The sequence below is a fragment of the Nocardia sp. NPDC058640 genome (assembly GCF_042716995.1).
In the GTDB taxonomy this organism is placed as follows: Bacteria; Actinomycetota; Actinomycetes; order Mycobacteriales; family Mycobacteriaceae; genus Nocardia.
The window spans coordinates 1-19,850 of the sequence record NZ_JBHXRG010000035.1 but is presented as its reverse complement, the minus strand read 5'-3'; the positions used below and the strand labels follow the sequence as shown (position 1 = coordinate 19,850).

General features: G+C 66.3%; 19 protein-coding genes, 3 tRNA genes and 1 pseudogene. 16 read left to right on the top strand and 7 right to left on the bottom strand.

Annotated features, from left to right (window positions below; translation table 11 throughout):
• Window positions 1-175 precede the first annotated feature (175 nt).
• Both ACFWU5_RS25515 and ACFWU5_RS25510 read left to right on the top strand, forming a co-directional pair.
• Window positions 176-1,309, top strand: coding sequence for a DNA cytosine methyltransferase (locus ACFWU5_RS25515; RefSeq protein WP_379269313.1), 1,134 nt, complete (start codon window positions 176-178; stop codon window positions 1,307-1,309).
• 197 nt (window positions 1,310-1,506) lie between these two features.
• Window positions 1,507-1,965 carry a very short patch repair endonuclease gene (locus ACFWU5_RS25510; RefSeq protein ID WP_379269311.1) on the top strand — a complete coding sequence of 153 codons (459 nt, stop codon included), beginning with the start codon at window positions 1,507-1,509 and terminating at the stop codon, window positions 1,963-1,965.
• An 11-nt stretch (window positions 1,966-1,976) separates the two neighbouring features.
• Here ACFWU5_RS25510 and ACFWU5_RS25505 read toward each other — a convergent pair whose 3' ends face one another.
• Window positions 1,977-2,105: a hypothetical protein gene (locus ACFWU5_RS25505; protein ID WP_379269282.1), complete on the bottom strand. Its 129-nt coding sequence runs from the start codon at window positions 2,103-2,105 to the stop codon at window positions 1,977-1,979.
• Window positions 2,106-2,232: 127 nt separating this feature from the next.
• Between ACFWU5_RS25505 and ACFWU5_RS25500 the strand changes: the two genes are divergently transcribed.
• The 3 genes from ACFWU5_RS25500 (at window position 2,233) to ACFWU5_RS25490 (ending at window position 4,266) form a co-directional block, all read left to right on the top strand.
• Window positions 2,233-2,931 carry a DUF998 domain-containing protein gene (locus tag ACFWU5_RS25500; protein ID WP_379269280.1) on the top strand — a complete coding sequence of 233 codons (699 nt, stop codon included), beginning with the start codon at window positions 2,233-2,235 and terminating at the stop codon, window positions 2,929-2,931.
• Between the two features lie 69 nt (window positions 2,932-3,000).
• Complete coding sequence (locus ACFWU5_RS25495; protein ID WP_379269278.1) at window positions 3,001-3,396, top strand: RidA family protein; 396 nt, start codon at window positions 3,001-3,003, stop codon at window positions 3,394-3,396.
• Window positions 3,397-3,540: 144 nt separating this feature from the next.
• The gene (locus ACFWU5_RS25490; protein ID WP_379269276.1) at window positions 3,541-4,266 is read left to right on the top strand and encodes a maleylpyruvate isomerase family mycothiol-dependent enzyme; all 726 of its coding nucleotides are present in this window, start codon (window positions 3,541-3,543) and stop codon (window positions 4,264-4,266) included.
• A gap of 44 nt (window positions 4,267-4,310) precedes the next feature.
• Here the strand turns inward: ACFWU5_RS25490 and ACFWU5_RS25485 are convergent, their stop codons facing one another.
• Window positions 4,311-5,489 carry a nitrate ABC transporter substrate-binding protein gene (locus ACFWU5_RS25485; protein ID WP_379269274.1) on the bottom strand — a complete coding sequence of 393 codons (1,179 nt, stop codon included), beginning with the start codon at window positions 5,487-5,489 and terminating at the stop codon, window positions 4,311-4,313.
• 145 nt (window positions 5,490-5,634) lie between these two features.
• Here ACFWU5_RS25485 and ACFWU5_RS25480 point away from each other — a divergent pair, with 145 nt between their 5' ends.
• Window positions 5,635-6,681, top strand: a complete 1,047-nt coding sequence (locus ACFWU5_RS25480; protein ID WP_379269273.1) for an isopenicillin N synthase family dioxygenase — start codon at window positions 5,635-5,637, stop codon at window positions 6,679-6,681.
• A 58-nt stretch (window positions 6,682-6,739) separates the two neighbouring features.
• Here the strand turns inward: ACFWU5_RS25480 and ACFWU5_RS25475 are convergent.
• The 3 genes from ACFWU5_RS25475 to ACFWU5_RS25465 all read right to left on the bottom strand — a co-directional run bounded on the left by ACFWU5_RS25475 (window position 6,740) and on the right by ACFWU5_RS25465 (window position 7,740).
• Window positions 6,740-6,812, bottom strand: a tRNA-Arg gene (locus tag ACFWU5_RS25475).
• 40 nt (window positions 6,813-6,852) lie between these two features.
• A tRNA-Ser gene (locus ACFWU5_RS25470) sits at window positions 6,853-6,942 on the bottom strand.
• A 93-nt stretch (window positions 6,943-7,035) separates the two neighbouring features.
• Window positions 7,036-7,740, bottom strand: coding sequence for a dienelactone hydrolase family protein (locus ACFWU5_RS25465; RefSeq protein ID WP_379246279.1), 705 nt, complete (start codon window positions 7,738-7,740; stop codon window positions 7,036-7,038).
• 89 nt (window positions 7,741-7,829) lie between these two features.
• Here ACFWU5_RS25465 and hisC point away from each other — a divergent pair, with 89 nt between their 5' ends.
• The 3 genes from hisC to ACFWU5_RS25450 all read left to right on the top strand — a co-directional run bounded on the left by hisC (window position 7,830) and on the right by ACFWU5_RS25450 (window position 11,225).
• Window positions 7,830-8,900, top strand: a complete 1,071-nt coding sequence (gene hisC / locus ACFWU5_RS25460; protein WP_379269271.1) for a histidinol-phosphate transaminase — start codon at window positions 7,830-7,832, stop codon at window positions 8,898-8,900.
• 297 nt (window positions 8,901-9,197) lie between these two features.
• Entirely contained in the window at window positions 9,198-10,280 is a 1,083-nt protein-coding gene (locus ACFWU5_RS25455) for a nitric oxide synthase oxygenase (RefSeq protein ID WP_379269269.1), read from the top strand.
• Window positions 10,281-10,448: 168 nt separating this feature from the next.
• Entirely contained in the window at window positions 10,449-11,225 is a 777-nt protein-coding gene (locus ACFWU5_RS25450) for a DUF2382 domain-containing protein (RefSeq protein WP_379269268.1), read from the top strand.
• A gap of 197 nt (window positions 11,226-11,422) precedes the next feature.
• Here ACFWU5_RS25450 and ACFWU5_RS25445 read toward each other — a convergent pair.
• A tRNA-Ser gene (locus ACFWU5_RS25445) sits at window positions 11,423-11,507 on the bottom strand.
• Between the two features lie 83 nt (window positions 11,508-11,590).
• Here ACFWU5_RS25445 and ACFWU5_RS25440 point away from each other — a divergent pair.
• Window positions 11,591-12,573 (top strand): annotated as a pseudogene (locus ACFWU5_RS25440) (NAD(P)H-quinone oxidoreductase).
• 83 nt (window positions 12,574-12,656) lie between these two features.
• Here the strand turns inward: ACFWU5_RS25440 and ACFWU5_RS25435 are convergent.
• Window positions 12,657-13,859: a cysteine desulfurase-like protein gene (locus tag ACFWU5_RS25435; RefSeq protein WP_379246270.1), complete on the bottom strand. Its 1,203-nt coding sequence runs from the start codon at window positions 13,857-13,859 to the stop codon at window positions 12,657-12,659.
• Window positions 13,860-13,945: 86 nt separating this feature from the next.
• On the opposite strand from ACFWU5_RS25435, the gene ACFWU5_RS25430 reads away from it, so the two are divergent.
• The 6 genes from ACFWU5_RS25430 (at window position 13,946) to rsgA (ending at window position 19,580) form a co-directional block, all read left to right on the top strand.
• The gene (locus tag ACFWU5_RS25430) at window positions 13,946-14,509 is read left to right on the top strand and encodes a bacterial proteasome activator family protein (RefSeq protein ID WP_379246268.1); all 564 of its coding nucleotides are present in this window, start codon (window positions 13,946-13,948) and stop codon (window positions 14,507-14,509) included.
• A gap of 293 nt (window positions 14,510-14,802) precedes the next feature.
• Window positions 14,803-15,630, top strand: coding sequence for an ABC transporter permease (locus ACFWU5_RS25425; RefSeq protein WP_379246366.1), 828 nt, complete (start codon window positions 14,803-14,805; stop codon window positions 15,628-15,630).
• A 12-nt stretch (window positions 15,631-15,642) separates the two neighbouring features.
• Complete coding sequence (locus ACFWU5_RS25420; protein WP_379246266.1) at window positions 15,643-16,485, top strand: ABC transporter ATP-binding protein; 843 nt, start codon at window positions 15,643-15,645, stop codon at window positions 16,483-16,485.
• Window positions 16,486-16,816: 331 nt separating this feature from the next.
• Window positions 16,817-17,725, top strand: a complete 909-nt coding sequence (locus tag ACFWU5_RS25415) for a glycosyltransferase (RefSeq protein ID WP_379246364.1) — start codon at window positions 16,817-16,819, stop codon at window positions 17,723-17,725.
• Window positions 17,726-17,806: 81 nt separating this feature from the next.
• Window positions 17,807-18,340: a hypothetical protein gene (locus tag ACFWU5_RS25410; protein ID WP_379269266.1), complete on the top strand. Its 534-nt coding sequence runs from the start codon at window positions 17,807-17,809 to the stop codon at window positions 18,338-18,340.
• A 208-nt stretch (window positions 18,341-18,548) separates the two neighbouring features.
• Entirely contained in the window at window positions 18,549-19,580 is a 1,032-nt protein-coding gene (gene rsgA, locus ACFWU5_RS25405; RefSeq protein WP_379269265.1) for a ribosome small subunit-dependent GTPase A, read from the top strand.
• Window positions 19,581-19,850: the final 270 nt, after the last annotated feature.

The following is a 19,850-nucleotide window of genomic DNA, read 5'->3' as shown; positions in this document are numbered from 1 at the left end:
ATGTTCGCACCAGGGTCCGACAAGTTCGGTCCTTCTACAGTCCCAGAGCACGCCCACCCCCGGCCACCGAATTTTCCAGCTCGTTCGCGGCCGTTCGGGGCGATCGGCCGCCCCGATACAATGCGACGCAGGCGCGAGTGGCGCTCCAACCAACACAGGAGTCTCGTTGTCGAGGATGGTCGGGTTGTTCGCCGGGATCGGCGGGCTCGAACTCGGCCTGAGCAGGCACGGTTGGTCCTCGGAGTTGCTGTGCGAGATCGACCCCGGCGCGCAGGGGGTACTCGCGGCGCGCTTCCCCGACACCGACCTGCACGGCGACATCACCCGCCTACGCTCGCTGCCCGCCGGGACCGAGCTCGTCGCGGCGGGCTTTCCCTGCCAGGACCTTTCGCAAGCAGGCCGCACCGCTGGCATCACCGGACGGCGATCCGGGCTGGTGGACGAGGTCTTTCGGCTGGTGCGCAGGCAGCGGGGGCCGCGGTGGTTGTTGATCGAGAACGTGCCGTTCATGCTGCAGCTGGGTCGCGGTGCGGCCATGCGCCACATCACCGAAGCGCTCGAGGACCTCGGGTACATGTGGGCGTACCGGGTCGTGGACGGGCGCGCGTTCGGCTTGCCGCAGCGACGTCAGCGCGTGCTGATGTTGGCCTCGCGCACCGAAGATCCGCGCCAGGTCCTGTTCGGCGACGACGCGGGGCCGCGCGATTACGGCGACCCGGATTGCGACCCGTGCGGCTTCTACTGGACCGAAGGTGTGCGCGGCCTGGGCTGGGCGGTGAACGCGGTGCCAACCCTCAAGGGTGGTTCCGGTCTCGGCATCGCCAGCCCGCCCGCTGTCCGACTGCCCGCGGGCGAGATCGTGACACCCGGTATCACCGACGGCGAACGATTACAGGGCTTCGACATCGACTGGACCGCCCCCGCCCTGGACGTACCGGGCGTGCGCCACGGCCATCGCTGGAAACTGGTCGGCAACGCGGTGAGCGTCCGCATGGCGAACTGGGTCGGCGAACGCCTGGCCGCCCCCTCCGATCCTCTGACACTCGGCGAGCCCATGGACCCCGGCCAACCCTGGCCCAGCGCCGCATGGGGCCACGCGGGCGTCATCCACCGCGTGCCGCTGTCGACCTGGCCGGTCCACGAACCCTACGAAGACCTCGAGAACTTCCTCACCGACCCGCGCCTACTCTCCCCCCGAGCCACCGCCGGCTTCCTCCGCCGCACCTCGATGGGAAACCTTCGCTTTCCACCGGGTTTCCTCGACGACGTCCGAGATCACCTCGACCGCATGGGCGGCTGGGCGGCATGAGCGCCCGGCGGGCCGACGACCGGGAATCACCCGGCCGAACTCCCGCGCAGGGCTCGACCTCTGCTCCGACCCCGGCCGACTCTGCTCCGCCTCCGGCCCACTCTGCTCCGACCCCGGCCGACTCTGGTTCGCCCCCGGCCCACTCTGCTCCGCCTCCGCCCGACTCTGGTTCGCCTCCGCCCGACTCTGGTTCGCCCCTGGCCGGCGAGAGCTCCTCACTTGCGACGTCATCGGGTGCGCGAAAGCCGACGACCGACGCGGCGACGAGCGCGCGCATGTCCCAGCAGCGACGGGCAAATACCGCGCCCGAACTGGCCTTACGCCGGGAATTACACCGTGCGGGCCTGCGTTATTTCGTCGATCGCGCGCCCATCAAGGGCCAGCGTCGACGGGCTGACGTGGTGTTTCCTCGCCTGCGGATCGCGGTGTATGTCGACGGCTGTTTCTGGCATCGATGTCCCGAACACGCGACCGATCCCAAGAACAACGCGCAATGGTGGGCCGACAAATTGGCCGGGAACGTGGCCCGCGACCGGGCTACTGACACCGCGTTGACCGAGGCCGGTTGGCTGGTCGTTCGGGTATGGGAGCACGAAGATCCGCACGCGGCGGCCGAGCGGATCGGGTCACTCGTGCGGGCGCGATTACCTGGTTGACCTTGTGATACTCAGCGACTGTGCGGTGCGCGTTCGGCGCGGACCCGCACTCGTACCCGCGACGCTTCCGCCGCGACGAAGCCGGACACCGTCAACGCCAGGATCGTTGCGAAGCTTGCCAGCGCGATCACGTAGCTCATCGAGGACCTCTCCGTTGGTTACCACCCACCCTGCCCGGTGAACCTGACAGCAACCTGATGAAACCACGTCCGCGCTGTCGACGCGCCTGATCCGGTGGGTCGGGATCGGGCGCGCACAATGGTCGATGTGACCGAATCCGCCCGGCACACCCGCCGCTACTCGATGCTGATCGCGCTCGCGATCGCACTCGCGGGCCTGTGCTATTCGTCCTGGCTGCTGGAATTCGTGCTCCCCATCGACTCCGACCCGGTCAACCAATTCCTCAGCGAACTCGATGCCGAAGGCAAGCCCTACCGCGAGGTGTTCGCCACCGCCGACAAAGTGGTCGGCTTCCTCCTGATCCCCGCCGCCCTCGGCGCACTGTTCGTCTTCCCACGCCGCCGCCTGACCACGATCGGCTGGATCGCCCTGATCTGCTTCGGCGCGTCCACGATCGCCGACACCCTGCTCCCCCTCAAAGACTGCGCCCCCGGCGACCCCACCTGCGGCGGCGACAGCGGCCTGTTCCCCCAACTCCACCAACCCCACGCCCTGACCAGCACCCTGGCCGTCACCTCGATAGCGGTAGCCACCTTCGCCTTCAGCGCCGCCGCCTACCGCTACCACCGCTGGCGAATCCTGCGCGAATTCGGCGTAGCCGTACTCATCCTCGGCACCGCCGCCACCCTCTGGATGATGATCGCCGACAACCTCCCCGGCTCCTACGCCCTAGGCATAGCCCAACGCATCCAAGTAGGCACCATGTCGATCTGGCTACTGGCCCTCGCCGCCGCGGTCCTCATCGAAGCACGCGAGCAGACCGATCGACCTGCTCGTTCAGGCTGAGCTCAGCCACCCACGCGATGTCGGACAAAGGAATTGCCCTCCCCCACTGGGTGAACCATTCTGGCAACCATGACCGCAACTCGGGTGAACATTTCCTCAGCCTCCGATTTCGAAGATGTCGTTGGTTATTCGCGGGCGGTACGAGTCGGCAACCAGGTCGTTGTCAGTGGGACTACGGCGTCGATCACCGGTGGTGGTGCGGTCGGCGGCGACGATATCGGCGCCCAGACCCGGGAGATCTTGGCTCGAATCGCCACCGCACTCGAGCAAGCAGGTGCGAGCCTGCGCGATGTGGTGCGCACGCGCATGTTCGTCACCGATATCGCCCGCTGGCCAGAGGTCGCGGCCGCCCATGCCGAGGTGTTCGGCACGATCCGCCCCGCGGCCTCCATGTACGAGGTCACCGCGTTGATCGCCCCAGAACTGCTGGTCGAGATCGAGGCCGACGCGATCATCGCTGACTGAATCGTCGCACGAGCCAGCTTCGACACCGCCGCTCCAACGGCCGAAAATGCCTAGTTATCCACAGGCTAGAAGTTATCCACAGGGCAATTTCTATGGCGGCGTTATCGGCGGTCGGGTGGGGGTCGGGGCGCTACTGTCGGATTTGTGACCAGCGAAACAGCAACTCCCACCGGCCTGCTCGATCAGGTTGCCGCGTCTACCGCGCGCTTCGATGCCGCGGTCGGCACGCTCACCGACGCGGCCCTGGCCGAACCATCGCTGTTACCGGGGTGGACTCGGGGGCATGTGCTGGCTCATGTGTCGCGCAATGCCGACAGTCTGCTGAATTTGCTGCTGTGGGCTCGCACCGGGATCGAGATGCCGCAGTACCCGAGTGTCGCGGTGCGCGATGCCGACATCGAGGCCGGCGCACCCCGGCCACTGACCGTGCAGCACGCGGACTTCACCGCCACCGCACACCGCTGGCAGGCCGTGGCCGTCACCATGCCGCCCGCCGACTGGCAGGCCGAGGTCCGCAACCGGCAGGGCGGCATCCTCACCGCCGACCAGGTCCCCTGGATGCGCCTGCGCGAGACCGAAATCCACCACGTGGACCTCGACATCGGCTACACCCCCGCCGACTGGCCAGCCCCGTTCGTGGCCCGGTTACTTCCCGAAGCCATCACCGACCTGTCGACAAAGCTGCTGCCCGAAGCCACCCCCACCTTCGACATCCAGTCCACCGACACAGATTTCATCGCCACCGTAGGCCCAGGCCGCCCCCACCACACCGTCTTAGGCCCCGCCAACGCCATCCTGGGCTGGCTACTCGGCCGCACCACAGGCAGCGACCTCACCGGCCCCTTACCGCCGCTGCCTGCTTGGAAGTAGGCCGAAGGAACCTCCGCCCCTCACAGTTCGGAGGTTCCTTGCGGTCAGCGAATACCGATCTTCGGGTCCGTGAAGCGGTTGGTGAAGATCTCACCGGCGGTCAAGGCCGGCGGAATGGCCGCACCGCCCGCAACCAGGATCGGCCGCAGGTCGTCGAGGTTGCGCTGAGTTCGAGCCTGCTCGTACGTACCGAAGGAGCCATCGGACTCATTGGCCAACAGACCGAGTTCGAGCAGCTGCTTGGCGGCGAACTCCGCCTCACCCGCGGGGTAGGGATTGAATGCCGGTGTGCGAGAGACGATATCGACCACCTTGGCATTGGTGTCCGCCGGTGCGGACGCGAAGTCGGCGCCGGACTGCTGCACGATCGGCACCAACTTGGCCAGGCATGAGGCCAGTCCGTCGAGCTTGTCGGCACGCACGGTGAGGTTCGAGGCGTAGGTGTCGAAGCCGGAGTTCTTGATCAGGTCGTAGGCGACGGGCTTCTTCCAGGCGCGGGCCTCGTGTTCGTAGACGTAGGGTTCCGCACTGGCGAATCCCTGCTGGGCGATGGTGGGGTCTGCGACGAAACGCGCTGGGGCCCCGTCGTATCCGGTGTCGATCTGTGACTTCTTCAGCAGCCCCTTGGCCACCAGCCACTGCGGGAAGATCTGCTCCTTCGACACCACGACGGGCGCATCGGAACGGCCGATATCGGCGATCGACTTCCAGTCCGGGTGACTGGCCGGATCCCACATCAGAATGGAGGGACTGTATTTCAGCAGCGGCGTGACCGCGACGACCTGCTTGGCGGCACTGGCCGCGATCACCTGCTCGCCGTGCACCACCCCGAGCGTGATCTTGTCGTCGACATACAGGCGCGACGGCACCGACTGGAACCCGATCGCGGGCCCGCCCGCGCGCAGTTGCAACCGCACACCGGTGTCCTTACCGCCCGCGACCAGTGGCCCTTCCACCGACTTGGTCTCGGAGTCCACCTGGTAGCCGGGTCCCAGCAGCTGGAACAGCCCACCCTGATCGGACTGCGGCTGCCACTGCAGCTGGATGGTGACCGTGTCCGGGCAGACCCCACGCAGTGTCTGGGCGGGCGCGGCGGGTTCCAGCGCGACGGCCGTGCCGCCCTGCTGCGCGCTGTCGGTACCGCAACCGGCCACGGCGAACACTGCCGCCAGTAGCACTGCTACCGAGGTGGCGGCGCGTCTGCGGTGTCGGTGGTTCTGCATGTCGTTCTCCTCGCCGTCGCGGCGTTGTGCGCGACGTCTACATGCAACGTCCGGGCAGTTTCGGGGTCGTTACATGCTCACTACATGTCTGTTCTTCCTCCGGTTCGGTAATGCGGGGGCAATACATGCAATGGACCGTGAATGGATGACGCCCACGTTCACCGTCCCCACCATCGACATCACGCCCTTCCTGACCGACTCCGACGACGCCGGTCGCACCGCCGTCGCCGCCGATATCGACACCGCCTGCCGCGAGGTCGGTTTCATGCAGATCGTCGGCCACGGCATTCCCGACGAGGTGCTCGCCGCGTTCGCCGCCGCGCTCGACGAGTTCTTCGCGCTGCCGCTCGAGGTCAAGAAGCGCTACCGCCGCTCGACCTCGGAGAATCGCGGCTACTCCCCGCCGCGTTCGGAGTCGTTGAGCGGCAGCCTCGGCCTGCCCTCCGCCAACCAGATGAACGATTTCTACGAGGCGTTCATCGTCGGCACCCAGAGCGCCGATTTCCCCGGTCTGGAGCTGCCCGCCTCGTCGTATGCCGCGAACAATTGGCCCGAGGCCGCACCCGGTTTCCGCCCCGCGATCGACACCTACTTCGCCCATGCGCAACAGCTGTCCCGAATCCTGTTGCGCGCCTTCTCATCAGCCCTGAACCTGCCGATCGACTACTTCGACACGCTCACCGACTACTCCATCGACGCGCTGAAGATGAACAACTACGCCCTGCCCGAGGGCGAACTGCGCCTGGACGGCGACATGACCGGCATGGGCGCGCACACCGACTTCGGCATCCTCACCATCCTGTGGGCCGACCGCGTCCCCGGCCTACAGGTGCTCGACAAACACGGCCACTGGCACGACGTACAGCCCGCCGAGGGTGCCCTGCTCATCAACCTCGGCGACGCGATGGCCCGCTGGACCAACGACCGCTGGATGTCGACCCTGCACCGCGTCGACCCGCCGATCGTGAACGGCCACATCCGCCGTCGCCGCTCGGCCGCCTTCTTCTTCGACGGCAACCACGACGCGGTCATCGAACCCCTGCCCGGCACGGTCGCCCCCGGCGAACAGGGCTACCCCCCGATCACCGTCGCCGACAACATCAACGCCAAGGTCGCCGGCCTCAAAGGCCTGAGCATCCCGCCCACCGCCCGCGAAACCGCCAGAGTCCTGGCAGCGATCAGCCCGGAGTGACCCGAGCCCGCCCACGAAAAAATCGACCCCGTATCGGCTGATACGGGGTCGATTTCGGTGCGCCCGAAGGGATTCGAACCCCTAACCTCTTGATCCGTAGTCAAGTGCTCTATCCGTTGAGCTACGGGCGCATGGTGGTGCATCTTCAGTTGTTACCCAGCAAGCTGGGTATGGCGGAGGCGAGAGGATTTGAACCTCCGGTCCCCGTGAAGGGACAACTCATTAGCAGTGAGTCCCATTCGGCCGCTCTGGCACGCCTCCTGGAGCCTTCTCTTTCGAGGGCACCGGTCCTTGTCGAACCGCCGGGAATGAAGATTACACGAGCAGCGGTAGTAGTCCAAAACGCCTGGTCAATCAGCGTAAATTGCTGTCGAACCAGTCGTAGATGCGAGTCTGGGAATCGAGGCGGATGGCGGTGGCCTCGTCGTCGTCGGGATCGGGGCGGTCGGCGCGGTGGGTGAGGCCGGGGTAGGTGATGGTGAGACTGGCCACATCGGCGTTGGCGGTGGCCTCGCGCAGGCGCTCGACCGCTTCGGGTGGGGTGGCAGGGTCGTCGGCGCCGAACAGGCCGAGCCAGGGGGCTTGCAGGTCGGCGGCGACGTCGATGAGGGCGGCGTTCTGGTCGGGCAGGGGGTCGGTGATGCCGGGGGCGGCCACGCTCACCGCGGCGCCGATGGGGCGGGTGGCGGCGACGAGGAAGGCGGCGGTGCCCGCGGAGTCGAAGCCGAGCACGCCGATGGTGTCGGGGAACAGGCCGCGGCCGGTGAGCCAGTCGAAGCCTGCGTCGAAGTCGTCGAACAGTTCATCGCCGAAGACTTCGCGCGCTTGGGGGTCGGCGATGCGGTCGAACAGGTGCGGCGCCACGACCATCCAGCCTTCGTCGGACAACGCTTGCATCAGGTTCAGCATTCGGGGGGAGAACTCACGGGATTCGTGCAGCACGACGATCCCGCCGCGGGCCGCACGGGCAGGTTCCACCACGGTGATCGGCACGGTGGCGCGACGCGCGGCGCCGGCATCGGACCGCAAAGGGGCGACATCGTTGTAGGTGCCCGGCATAAACCCAGCGTAGGCGGCGAAACTGGTCTTGGGTAGGGATAGGCGCCCGTACCGCATGTCGCGGCGGCCGATGGTCGTAGGGTGGAGGCGTGACCGCGCATATCCGCCCCGATCTCGCCACCATTCCGGCCTACGTTCCCGGCCGCAACCACCCCGATGCGGTGAAGCTCGCGTCCAACGAGACCACGTTCGGTCCGTTGCCCAGCGCGACGAAGGCGATCGCGGAGTCCGCGGAGCTTGCCAACCGCTACCCGGACAACCAGGTCACCGAACTGCGGACCGCGCTCGCGGAGTTCCTCGACGTGGCCGTGGCCAACGTGGCGGTCGGCTGCGGCAGTGTCGCGCTGTGTCAGGAACTGGTGCAGATCACCTGCGACGCCCCCACCGACGAGGTGATGTTCGCGTGGCGCTCGTTCGAGGCGTACCCGATCGTCACGCAGGTCGGCAACGCGACCGCGGTGACGGTGCCGCTGACCGACGGCTACCTGCACGATCTGGACGCGATGGCCGACGCGGTCACGCCGCGCACCAAGCTGATCTTCGTCTGCAATCCGAACAACCCCACCGGCACCGCCCACGGGCGCGCCGAACTGGAGCGGTTCCTGGATCGGGTGCCCGCGCACGTGCTGGTCGTGCTCGACGAGGCCTACTTCGAATACCTGCGCCTGGATCCCCAGACGCGCCCCGATGGTGTCGAGATCGCCCGCGGCAGGCCGAATGTCGTTGTGCTGCGCACCTTCTCGAAGGCGTACGGCCTGGCCGGGCTGCGCGTGGGCTACGCGGTGGGCGATCCCGAGGTGATCTCGGCGTTGTTGAAGGTGCACATCCCGTTCAGCGTGAACCGGGTCGCGCAGGCCGCGGCGATCGCCTCGCTGCAGGCGCGCGGTGAGCTGCTCGATCGCACCGATGTGCTGGTGGCACAACGACATCGGGTGCGCGACGCGCTGCTGGCCGCGGGCTACGAGGTGCCTGCCAGCGAAGCCAATTTCGTGTGGTTGCCGCTGGGTGCGCGCAGTGTCGATTTCGCGCAGGCCAGTGCCGCCGCGGGCGTGCTGGTTCGGCCGTTCGCCGGTGACGGTGTGCGAGTGACGATCGGCGACCCGCACGAGAACGATCAGTTCCTCGCCTTCGCCACGGAAAACGCGGCGCAGTTTCGATAGAGCGGCATACGGTCAGCAACCCTTGACGTCGGTCGCGGAAGGATTACCGCGAATTCGAGCACACTGCCAGCACACCGGTAATAGGCTGGCCCGAAGTTGATTTCGGTGCCGACCGATTACCCCGGTCGGCGCGTGCCACCGGTCGAGCAGGGCGTTCTCGGCGGGCGATCTTCCCGCACCCCGGGTACCTCCGCGCGGCCTCGCATCCTGCTGCCCGACCGGAGACGTACCGTGAACCAAGGCTCTCGCCCCACTGTCTGCGAAAAACCTTCTGCGCCAGTCATTTCCGATGTCGCGGTGCCGCCGTCGGTCGAGCTGGACCGCCGGTTACGCGACTGCGACGAGTTCTTTCGCTACCCCGAACTCGGGCACCTGCCCGTGTCGCGACGCCTGAACGCGCTGGCGCAATTACGTGACACCGGCACCTATCGACAGACCGCCGAGGAAATTCTGATCGGCGCGAAACTGGCCTGGCGCAATCACGCGCGCTGCGTGGGTCGCAAACATTGGCGTTCCTTGAAATTGCTCGACGCGCGCGGAGTTACTTCTGCGCGGGAACTTTCCGAAGTGTGCTGGCAACATCTGCGATTGGCCACCAACGGGGGCGCGATTCAGTCGATGATCACGGTCGGTCCGGCGCGCGAACCCGGCGGTGCGCAGTACCGGATCGAGAGTTCGCAGCTGATCCGCTACGCCGGTTATCGCAACGGCGACGGCACGGTCACCGGCGACCCGGCCAACATCGCGGCCACCGAACAAGCCACGGAGCTGGGCTGGCGTGGGGCGCACACGCCGTTCGACGTGCTGCCGGTGGTGATCAGCACGCCCACCGAGGACCTGCAGTACTTCGACGTACCGCGCGAACTGGTCCGCGAGGTCGATCTGATCCATCCCGACTACCCGTGGTTCGCCGGGCTCGGCCTGAAATGGCATGCGGTGCCCGCTGTTTCGAATATGGACCTCGAGGTCGGTGGGGTTTGCTACCCCTTCGCTCCGTTCAACGGATGGTATGTGGGCACCGAGATCGGCGCACGCAATCTCAGCGACACCGATCGGTACAACATGCTGCCGCTGATCGCGGACATGATGGGCCTCGATACGTCATCGGTGCGCACGCTGTGGCGGGACAAGGCACTGATCGAGCTCAATCATGCTGTGCTGCATAGTTTTCGAGCAGCTGGGGTACACATGGTGGATCACCACACCGTAGCCAAGCAGTTCTGCGATCACGTCCAACGCGAGGAAGCCGCGGGCCGCACCTGCCCGACCGATTGGAGTTGGGTCAACCCGCCCATCTCATCGGGCCTGACCCCCACCTTCCACCGCTACTACGATGCCCCCGACCTGGACGTTCGACCGAATTTCGTACGTCGAGACTGATCGACGACAGGTTGTTTGACCTTCCGATGGCCGGGTATTTGCTGTCATGTAGCCGAAACCGGTAGCGCCGGACGCTACGGACCGACTGATCACCCAATAACCCAGCGGTGCGCACGAGTGGCACACCCATGTCCGCTCGGCCTCCGCACCAGGTAGGAGGGAAGCATCATGAGCAAGGCAACACTGGAATCGCTGATCGGCAGCACCGCGTTCGACGAGCGGGGCGACAAGATCGGCAAGGTCAAGCAGATCTACATCGACAACAACACCGGCTCGCCGACCTGGGCCGCCGTCTCGACCGGCCTGTTCAGCGGCGACTCGCTGGTACCGCTGGCCGGCGCGCAACACCAGGCCGACGACGACACGCTGCGCCTGCACGTGGACAAGGAACAGGTGAAGTCCGCACCGCACCTGGACAACGGCGGCCGCATCAGTGCGCAATCCGAGCAGGAACTGTTCAAGCACTACCACGTAGACCCGCGGTCAGCTGGCTGGAATACGTACGGCCGTCAGCAGATTCGCCCTGGCGACGACGCCCCGATGACGCACGGCAACCGGGCCCAAGCCAAGCACGCCGACGACTCGATGGTGCGCTCCGAAGAGCAACTGCGCGTCGACACCGAGAACACCGAGGTCGGCACCGCCCGCCTGCGCAAGTACGTGGTCACCGAGGAGCAGACCATCAAGGTCCCGGTCACCCACGAAGAAGTGCACATCGAACGCGAACCCATCACCGGCGACCGCACCACCCGCACCACCATCGGCGACGACGTCCGCGAGGTAACCCTGCACGCCGACCAGGTCCACGTCCAAAAGGAAACCGTCCCGGTAGAACGCGTCCGCCTGGCAGTCGACGAGGTAGCCGACGAGAAAACCATCTCCGACACCGTCCGCAAGGAACGAGTAGAGGCAGAAGGAATCAACGACCCCCGCAAGACCGAGTAACCCAACACCGCAGATCAGTCACCGAGCCGCCCACCACCAGGTGGGCGGCCGGAGGTCCAAACCCACCCACTGATCACGCAAGTACATGGGTAACTCCCCCAACAACAGCACACCCACCCACAACCCCACCCTCGGCCGCGTCAACGCCTCCCCACGCACCCAAGTCTGGCTTGAATACGCGAAGAGGCGGAACAGCGCGGAGACGGAGGGATTTGAACCCCCGATGGTTTTACCCATGCTCGCTTTCAAGGCGAGTGCATTCGGCCGCTCTGCCACGTCTCCCTGGCATGGATCGTAGCCGATGCACCCCGTGGCAGCGGCGTGGGTTCTGGAGACCGGAGTGGCGTGGGGGCAGGATTACCTCCATGTATGCGATTGAGCTGAACGGGTTCGGTGGGCCCGAGGTCATGGAGTGGACCGTGGCGGTCGATCCGGAGGTGGGGCCCGGTGAGGTGTTGGTGGAAGTTGTTGCGGCGGGGGTGAATCGGGCTGATGTGATGCAGCGGAAGGGGTTCTATCCGCCGCCTGCCGATGCCAGTTCGATTCTCGGGTTGGAGTGTTCGGGGACGATCGTGGAGCTGGGGGCGGGGGTGACCGATTGGCAGGTCGGGGATCGGGTGTGTGCGCTGTTGGCGGGGGGTGGGTACGCGCAGTACGCGGCGGTGCCCGCGACGCAGTTGTTGCCGGTGCCGGCGGGGATGGACCTGGTGGCGGCGGCGGGGTTGCCGGAGGTGGCGGCGACGGTGTGGTCGAATCTGGTGCTCACGGCGGGGTTGCGGGCGGGGCAGCTGGTGTTGATCCACGGTGGGGTGGCGGGATCGGTACGCATGCGATTCAGGTGGCGCGCGGGCTGGGGGCGCGGGTGGCGGTGACGGCGGGGTCGGACGAGAAGCTGGCCAAGTGCGCGGAGTTGGGGGCGCAGATCTTGATCAACTATCGGACCGAGGACTTCGTCACGGTGCTCGCGGACCAGGGCGGGGCCGACGTGATCCTGGACAATATGGGCGCGGTCTATCTGGAACGCAATGTGGAGGCGTTGGCCCCGCACGGGCAGTTGGTGATCATCGGGATGCAGGGCGGCAATACCGGATCGCTGAATATCGGTGCGCTGCTTCGTAAATGGGGCACGGTCCATGCGACGAACGTGCGCAGTCGTCCACGGCAGGGGCCGGGCAGTAAGGCCGAGATCATCGCGGCGGTGCGTGCGCAGGTGTGGCTGCAGGTGGCCGCGGGCGAGATCGTGCCGGTGATCTCCGCGGAGTTGCCGATCACCGAGGCGGCTCAGGGGCAGGAGCTGCTCGATGAGGCCGGGACGTTCGGGAAGGTGATCTTGAAGGTGCGCGACTGACCCACAACCACGCTCAGCGGACACTCTTCGCCGCGATGGTAGAAATTTCGACCGTTTCGCCGAAGAGTGGGCGCTGGGCGTGGCTACTCCAACGAACTGAGCGCCCGCCCGAGCTGGTCGATCTCGTACCGCGTCGTATACGGCGCCAACCCGATCGTCACCGCACCGCCCTCGTCGTTCACTCCGAGCGCGTCCAGCAGTCGACTGCCGCCGTGCACCCCGCTGACCGTGCCGATCCTGGCGTCGGCGAGCTTGGCCGCCACCTTCTCCGCCTGCATCCCGGCCACGGTGAAACTGACCGTCGGGATGCGGGTGGAGGCGCGGCCGATCACGGTGAGGTTCTCGATCTTCTCGAGCACCTGCATGAGATGGTCGAACAGCTGGTCGTGATAGTCCTGCAGCGAGGTGATCGACATCTCGAGTCGTTCGCGGCGGGTGCCGGTGGCGCGTTCGTCCAGGCCGGCGAGGAACTCGATCGACTCGGTGAGCCCGGCCAGCAGCGCGTACTGGTGCCCGCCGACTTCGAGACGTTCAGCACCCTTGGCATAGGGGTTCAGCGACATCGACGGGATGCGGTCCAGGAACGCGGGGTCGCGGAACACCAGCGCGCCCACCTGCGGGCCACCCCATGAGGGTGCGCTCAAGGCGACCACGTCGGCGTTGAGTTCGTCGATGTCGATCAGCGCGTACGGTGCGGCGCCGAACGCGTCGGCCACCAGCAATCCGCCCACGTCGTGCACCCGATCCGCCGCCACCCGCACGCCCGGCGCGGAGCCCACGATCGGTGACGCGGCGGTGAGCGCGACCAGCCGCGCGGTGGGTCCGATCAGCTCCTCGAACTGCCACGACGGCATCTCGCAGGTCTCGATCTCCACCTCGGCCCAGCGCACATGCGCGCCGTAACGGTTGGCGATGCGCAGCCACGGGGCGACGTTGGCTTCGTCGTCCAGGCGCGAGAGCACGATGCCCGTGCCGAGGCCGAGCCGCGAGCTCAAGGATTCGGCCAACCAGGCCAGCAGGACCGCGCGATCGGGTCCGAGTACGACGCCGGCCGGATCTCCGCCGACCAGATCGGCGACCGCTTCCCTGGCGGCTTCGAGGATCGCGCCGCTGCGCGATGCCGCACCGTGGCGGCCGGTATGCGAGAACGAGGAGGTACGGAAACCTGTTGAGACGGCACGAGATACCGAATCGGGAACCAGCATCCCCGCCTGCGGGTCCAGATGGATCCAGCCGTCGCCCAGGGACGGTATCAGGCCCCGAACCCTCGCGACGTCATAAGTCATGGTGGCCACTTTAAGGGCAGCGGGCGTCCCGGTGTAACCGCGTGGGGGTTTTAGCGCGAACCCGGCACACACGCAATGATGGGGACATGACGCACTCGGAGGATGTCCCCGAATCCATCGTCGTGATCGGTCCCGACGGCCGTCCGGTCACCGTGCCCGCCGACTCCGACGCGGCGCTGACCGGACAGGTCGTGCCCGACGACGACAAGTCCGCGGGCGAGTCCCTGTCGGACATGGTCGAGCAGCCCGCCAAGGTGATGCGCATCGGCACGATGATCAAGCAGCTGCTCGAAGAAGTGCGCGCGGCTCCGCTGGACGACGCCAGCCGTTCGCGGCTGAAGGAGATCCACAAGTCCTCGGTGCGCGAGCTCGAGCAGGGACTGGCACCGGAGTTGCGCGAGGAACTCGAACGTCTCACGCTGCCGTTCACCGACGACTCGGTGCCCTCTGACGCGGAACTGCGGATCGCTCAGGCCCAGCTCGTGGGCTGGTTGGAGGGTCTTTTCCACGGGATCCAGACCGCGCTGTTCGCCCAGCAGATGGCCGCGCGGGCGCAGCTCGAGCAGATGCGTCAAGGTGCGTTGCCGCCGGGGATGCACGCCGCGGACACCAAGTCCGGGAGCCATGTTGGTGGCGGGCAATACCTATGACACCGGCGTAATCGACCAATCGGCGGTCTTTCGGCCCGTTTTCTGACTTTTCGGCGACGAATTGGACGATTACGCCGGGTTCAGCGGCCCGAACACCCCGGCGCCTGCCCGAGGACAACCCTGTAAGGTCGGGGACCGTGCCCAGCGCTGCCGCCCGTCCCGACTCTGAACGCAGTGACGCGCGTACTGAAGAGAGCCCCGTGCAATCCGAAGACATTCCCACCGACGCCGAACTGGCCGAAGTCGCCGAGGCCGAGCACACCACCGACGCACCCCTGCTGGTGAAGACGCCGATGGTGTCGGATTCGCAGACCTTCGGTCGGGCGTTCAAGGACATGCGCGACGGGCTGCACCAGCGCGAACTGTGGTTGTCGCTGGGTTGGCAGGACATCAAGCAGCGGTATCGCCGGTCGGTGTTGGGTCCGTTCTGGATCACCATCGCGACCGGGTTGCAGGCGCTGGCGATGGGCCTGCTGTACTCGACGCTGTTGGATCAGCCGATCAGCGAGTACCTGCCGTATGTGACCGTCGGTTTGATCGTGTGGAACGTCATCAGCGCTTCGATTCTCGAGGGTTCTGATGTGTTCATCGCCAATGAGGGACTGATCAAACAGTTGCCGTCGGCGTTGAGCGTGCACGTGTACCGCCTGGTCTGGCGGCAGTTCCTGTTCTTCATCCACAACGCGGCGATCTATGCCGTGCTGGTGGTGGCGTTCTCGATCTGGCGCAATCTGAACTTCTCGGTGCTACTGGTGATACCCGCGATTCTGCTGCTGTTCCTCAACGCCATGTGGGTCACCATCGTGTTCGGCATCTTCTCCACCCGCTACCGCGACATCGCCCCGATCCTCGGCTCGATGACGCTGATGCTGTTCGTGCTGACCCCGGTGATGTGGTCGACGAAGGCGCTCGAGGACTCGGTCGGCGGCGCGGGCGACCGGGCCAAGCTGCTCGAGATCATCCCCACCTACCACTACCTGGAAATCGTGCGCGCGCCGTTGCTCGGCGAGCCCGTGGAATGGCATCACTGGGCGGTCGTGGTCGCGATCACCGTGGTCGGCTGGGCCGTGGCGATCCTGGCGCTCAAGCAGTACCGTGCCCGCGTCCCGTACTGGGTTTAGGAGCAGTTCTCGATGAGCCGTGTGAGTATCGAAACCCAGGATGCGTGGGTCGAGTTCCCCATCTTCGACGCCAAATCGCGGTCGCTGAAGAAGGCTTTCCTCGGCAAGGCCGGCGGGGCGATCGGGCGCAACAGCTCCGATGTGGTGGTCGTCGAGGCGCTGCGTGACATCAACCTGTCGCTGAAGGAAGGCGACCGGGTCGGCCTGGTCGGCCACAACGGCGCCGGTAAGTCGACGCTGCTTCGCCTGCTCTCGGGCATCTACGAACCCTCGCGCGGCAGTGCGCGCATCCGCGGCCGCGTCGCCCCCGTTTTCGACCTCGGCGTCGGCATGGACCCGGAGATCTCCGGCTACGAGAACATCATCATCCGCGGCCTGTTCCTCGGCCAGACCCGCAAGCAGATGCTGGCCAAGATCGACGAGATCGCCGACTTCACCGAACTCGGCGAATACCTGTCCATGCCGCTGCGCACCTACTCCACCGGCATGCGGGTACGGCTGGCGATGGGCGTGGTCACCTCGATCGACCCCGAGATCCTGCTGCTCGACGAAGGCATCGGCGCGGTCGACGCGGAGTTCATGAAGAAGGCGCGCACACGGTTGCAGTCGCTGGTGGCGCGCTCGGGCATCCTGGTGTTCGCCAGCCACTCCAACGAGTTCCTCGCCCAGCTCTGCGACACCGCGATGTGGATCGACCACGGTCAGATCCGCGAACAAGGCGGAATCGAAGACGTTGTGCGAGCGTATGAAGGGCCCGAGGCGGGTAATCACGTGGCACAGGTGCTGCGCGATCTGGAATCCGAGAGCGCTTCCGGCGCAGCGGGCGAGAAGAAGTTGGAGCAGAACAACGCATGAGCGGTCAACGGCCGGAGGCGGCAGCGCAGCGTAACCACGGAGGCCGTCCGAGCATGCGTGGTGTCACAGCATGAGCGGTCTACGTGACGAGGCCGGCCCGGCTGTGGTGCCGGGTGGGTTCAGCATGACGGATCGGCTCGAAGCCTCGACTCCGGCGCGCGTTGAGCCTGCGGCTGTGCTGCCCGCTGATGCCGCCCTGGCGACCAGTGACGCGGGGCTCGAAGGCGCTTCCCTGTCGGATAGCTCGCCCCTGCCTGCTGACGTCGAACCGGCGGAACCCGTTGTCCTTGCTGACGATGCGGAACTTCCCGTGGGTGCCGAACCGGCCGACCTGTCGACCGAGACCGGCCCGAACGCGCGGATCATCGCGGTGGTCGTCACGCACAAGCGGCGTGAACTGCTCGCCGAGTCGTTGAAAGTGCTTGCCTCGCAGTCGCGTCCGGTCGATCACCTGATCGTGGTCGACAATGCCAACGAGGACGCGGTGGCGGAATTGGTTGCGCAGCAGCCGATCGAGGCCACCTACCTGGGCTCGCGTCATAACCTCGGTGGCGCAGGCGGTTTCGCGCTCGGGATGTTGCACGCGCTCACGCAGGGTGCGGATTGGGTGTGGCTGGCCGATGATGATGGGCGTCCCGACGGCCCGGAAGTGCTTGCGACGCTGATCGATTGCGCGCGTAGGCACAATCTGGTCGAGGTGTCGCCGGTGGTGTGCGATATCGAAGAACCCGATCGTCTCGCGTTCCCGCTGCGGCGTGGCGTGGTGTGGCGGCGGTTGCGGTCGGAGCTGGGTGACGAGGATTTCCTGCCCGGTATCGCGTCGCTGTTCAACGGTGCGCTGATCTCGGCGAAAGCCGTTGACCTGATCGGCGTTCCGGATCTTCGCCTGTTCGTGCGCGGTGACGAGGTGGAGGTGCATCGCCGCCTGGTCCGCTCCGGACTGCCGTTCGGCACCTGCCTGCAGACCGCCTACCTGCACCCCAACGGCGCCGAGGAATTCAAGCCGATCCTGGGCGGGCGCATGCACACCCAGTACCCGGACGACCCGGTGAAGCGCTACTTCACCTACCGCAATCGCGGGTACCTGATGTCGCAGCCCGGTATGCGAAAGTTGTTGCCGCAGGAGTGGATTCGGTTCTCGTGGTTCTTCCTGGTGACCCGTCGCGACCCGGCCGGGTTGAAGGAATGGTTCCGGTTGCGGTCGCTGGGACGCAACGAGCATTTCGGCAAACCGGACTAGCTCCCTGATATCCAGTCCCCCTGAAATTTGGGGGTAATTCCCTATGGGAACAACGGCTCGGCGCGGCCTACGATGCGAAATGTGACTTCGACTAAGAGTTTCGCGGCCGCCGCCGCTGTCCTCGTCGGCGCGGCCCTGTGTCTGGCGGGTCCGGGCACCGCCCAGGCTGATGACTCCTGCCAGCTCGGCTGGTCCAATGTCGGCCCGCGCTCCTGCGTGATGAACGAACTACGGACCGCGCCGGTGGCGACCATGGGCAACGGCATCTGCGTCGGCATCCTGAACGCGGCGGGCACCGCCTTCGACGGACCCCTCAACTCCCCGAGCGTGGCACCGGGCGCCACCCACAGCATCGCCTTGCGCATCTCTCAGGGTTTCTCCCCACTCGGAAACTGGGCGCCCACCGTGCTGGCGTGCGATGTGCACGTCGTCGTCGACTGGCGGAACCTGGACAGCGGCGCCGCCGGCTCGGTGACCCGCTTCGTCCCGGCGGGCGCGACCAGCACCTACCCCGTCCAGGACCTGATCGTCGGCACGGGCCCCGGCCGAGTCCAGCTCACCGTCCGCACCGATAAGCCCAACATCCCCCAGTCCACCGAGGTCTTCGTGCCGTAGTCGGCGGAAAATGGGTTGCCGGGTCCTGTCGGGGTCCGGCAGAATCGGGTTTCGAACGTTGGAGAGGAGGTGGATGTCCGTGAGTACCGCCGTGTGGATTGCCGTGCCCGGCCGGCGCGATTGCGCGCCTGGCCAGGCCGCTCCGGACATCACCTCTGCTCGCTGAACCCGTTCGTCGGGTTCGGCACCCGACGAAGGATTACTCACGATGGTCGACCACGACCTGCTCGTCCCTTACGGCTGGACCGAAGCCGTAGCTGCTGAATATCTGCCCTTGCTCGGCGACCTCACCCCCGCTCGCATCGTGCGAATGGATCGCAGTGAATGCGATGTGGTGACATCGAAGGGGCCCGCCAGATCCGCTTGCCCACGCGACATCACCGGACTGTGTACCGGCGACTGGGTGGGTATCGACGCCGATAGCACTGTGCGACAACTGCTCCCGCGACGTTCGGCGATCATGCGATCGTCGGTGTCCGGACGTTCGGTGGCACAGGTGCTGGCCACCAATGTGGATACCGTGCTGATCTGTAGTGCCGCCGACGGTGATGTCGACCTGGGGCGGATCGAGCGGATGCTCGCGCTGGCGTGGGAGAGCAATGCGCAACCGGTGGTTGTGCTCACCAAAGCCGATGCGGCGGATTATCTTCCGCTCGACGAAGTACGTGCGGTCGCGCCCGGTGCGACGGTGGTCGCGGTGAGTGCTGCCGCGGAGGTGGGGCTCGACGTGCTCACCGCCGTGCTGACGGGCACCGTTGCCCTGATCGGCCCGTCCGGTGCGGGCAAATCAACCCTCGCCAATGCACTACTCGGTGCGGAAGTGTTCGCTACCAACGCTGTTCGCGCGGTCGATGGGAAAGGCCGCCACACCACCGTCCACCGCGAACTACGCCCACTCCCCGGCGGCGGCACGCTCATCGACACCCCCGGCCTGCGCGGAATCGGCCTCTACGACGCCGCCGAAGGCATCGGCAAAACCTTCAGCGACATCGAATCCCTAGCCGCCGATTGCCGTTTCGCCGACTGCGCCCACGAATCCGAACCCGGCTGCGCGGTCCAAGCCGCCCTCACCGACGGCACCATCACCGAACGCAGACTGACCAGCTACCGCAAGCTGGCCAGGGAAAACGACTGGATGGCAGCCCGCACCGACAAACGCCTAGCCGCCGAACGCGAACGAGCCTGGCGCGACATCACCAAACAACAACGCAAGCAATACCGCGAACGAGGCCGCCGCTAACGCGGGTCCTCCACCTGGACAGTCGATCACCACGCCGTAGTGGCGGGGGCCTCTCGGCCGTTGCCGCCACCACGGCGTGGTGATCTTGATTGGGCATTCCTGGACGGGCGATCACCAGGCAATCACGCAAACATCGCCCGAGTAGGAAAATCCCTGAAAGCCTGGTGATCTTGATCGGGAAGGCGGCAATCGCCGCGTCCTCCACCTGGACAGGCGGTCACCACGCTGTGGTGGCGGAAGCCTCTCGGCCGAAGCCGCCACCACTGCGTC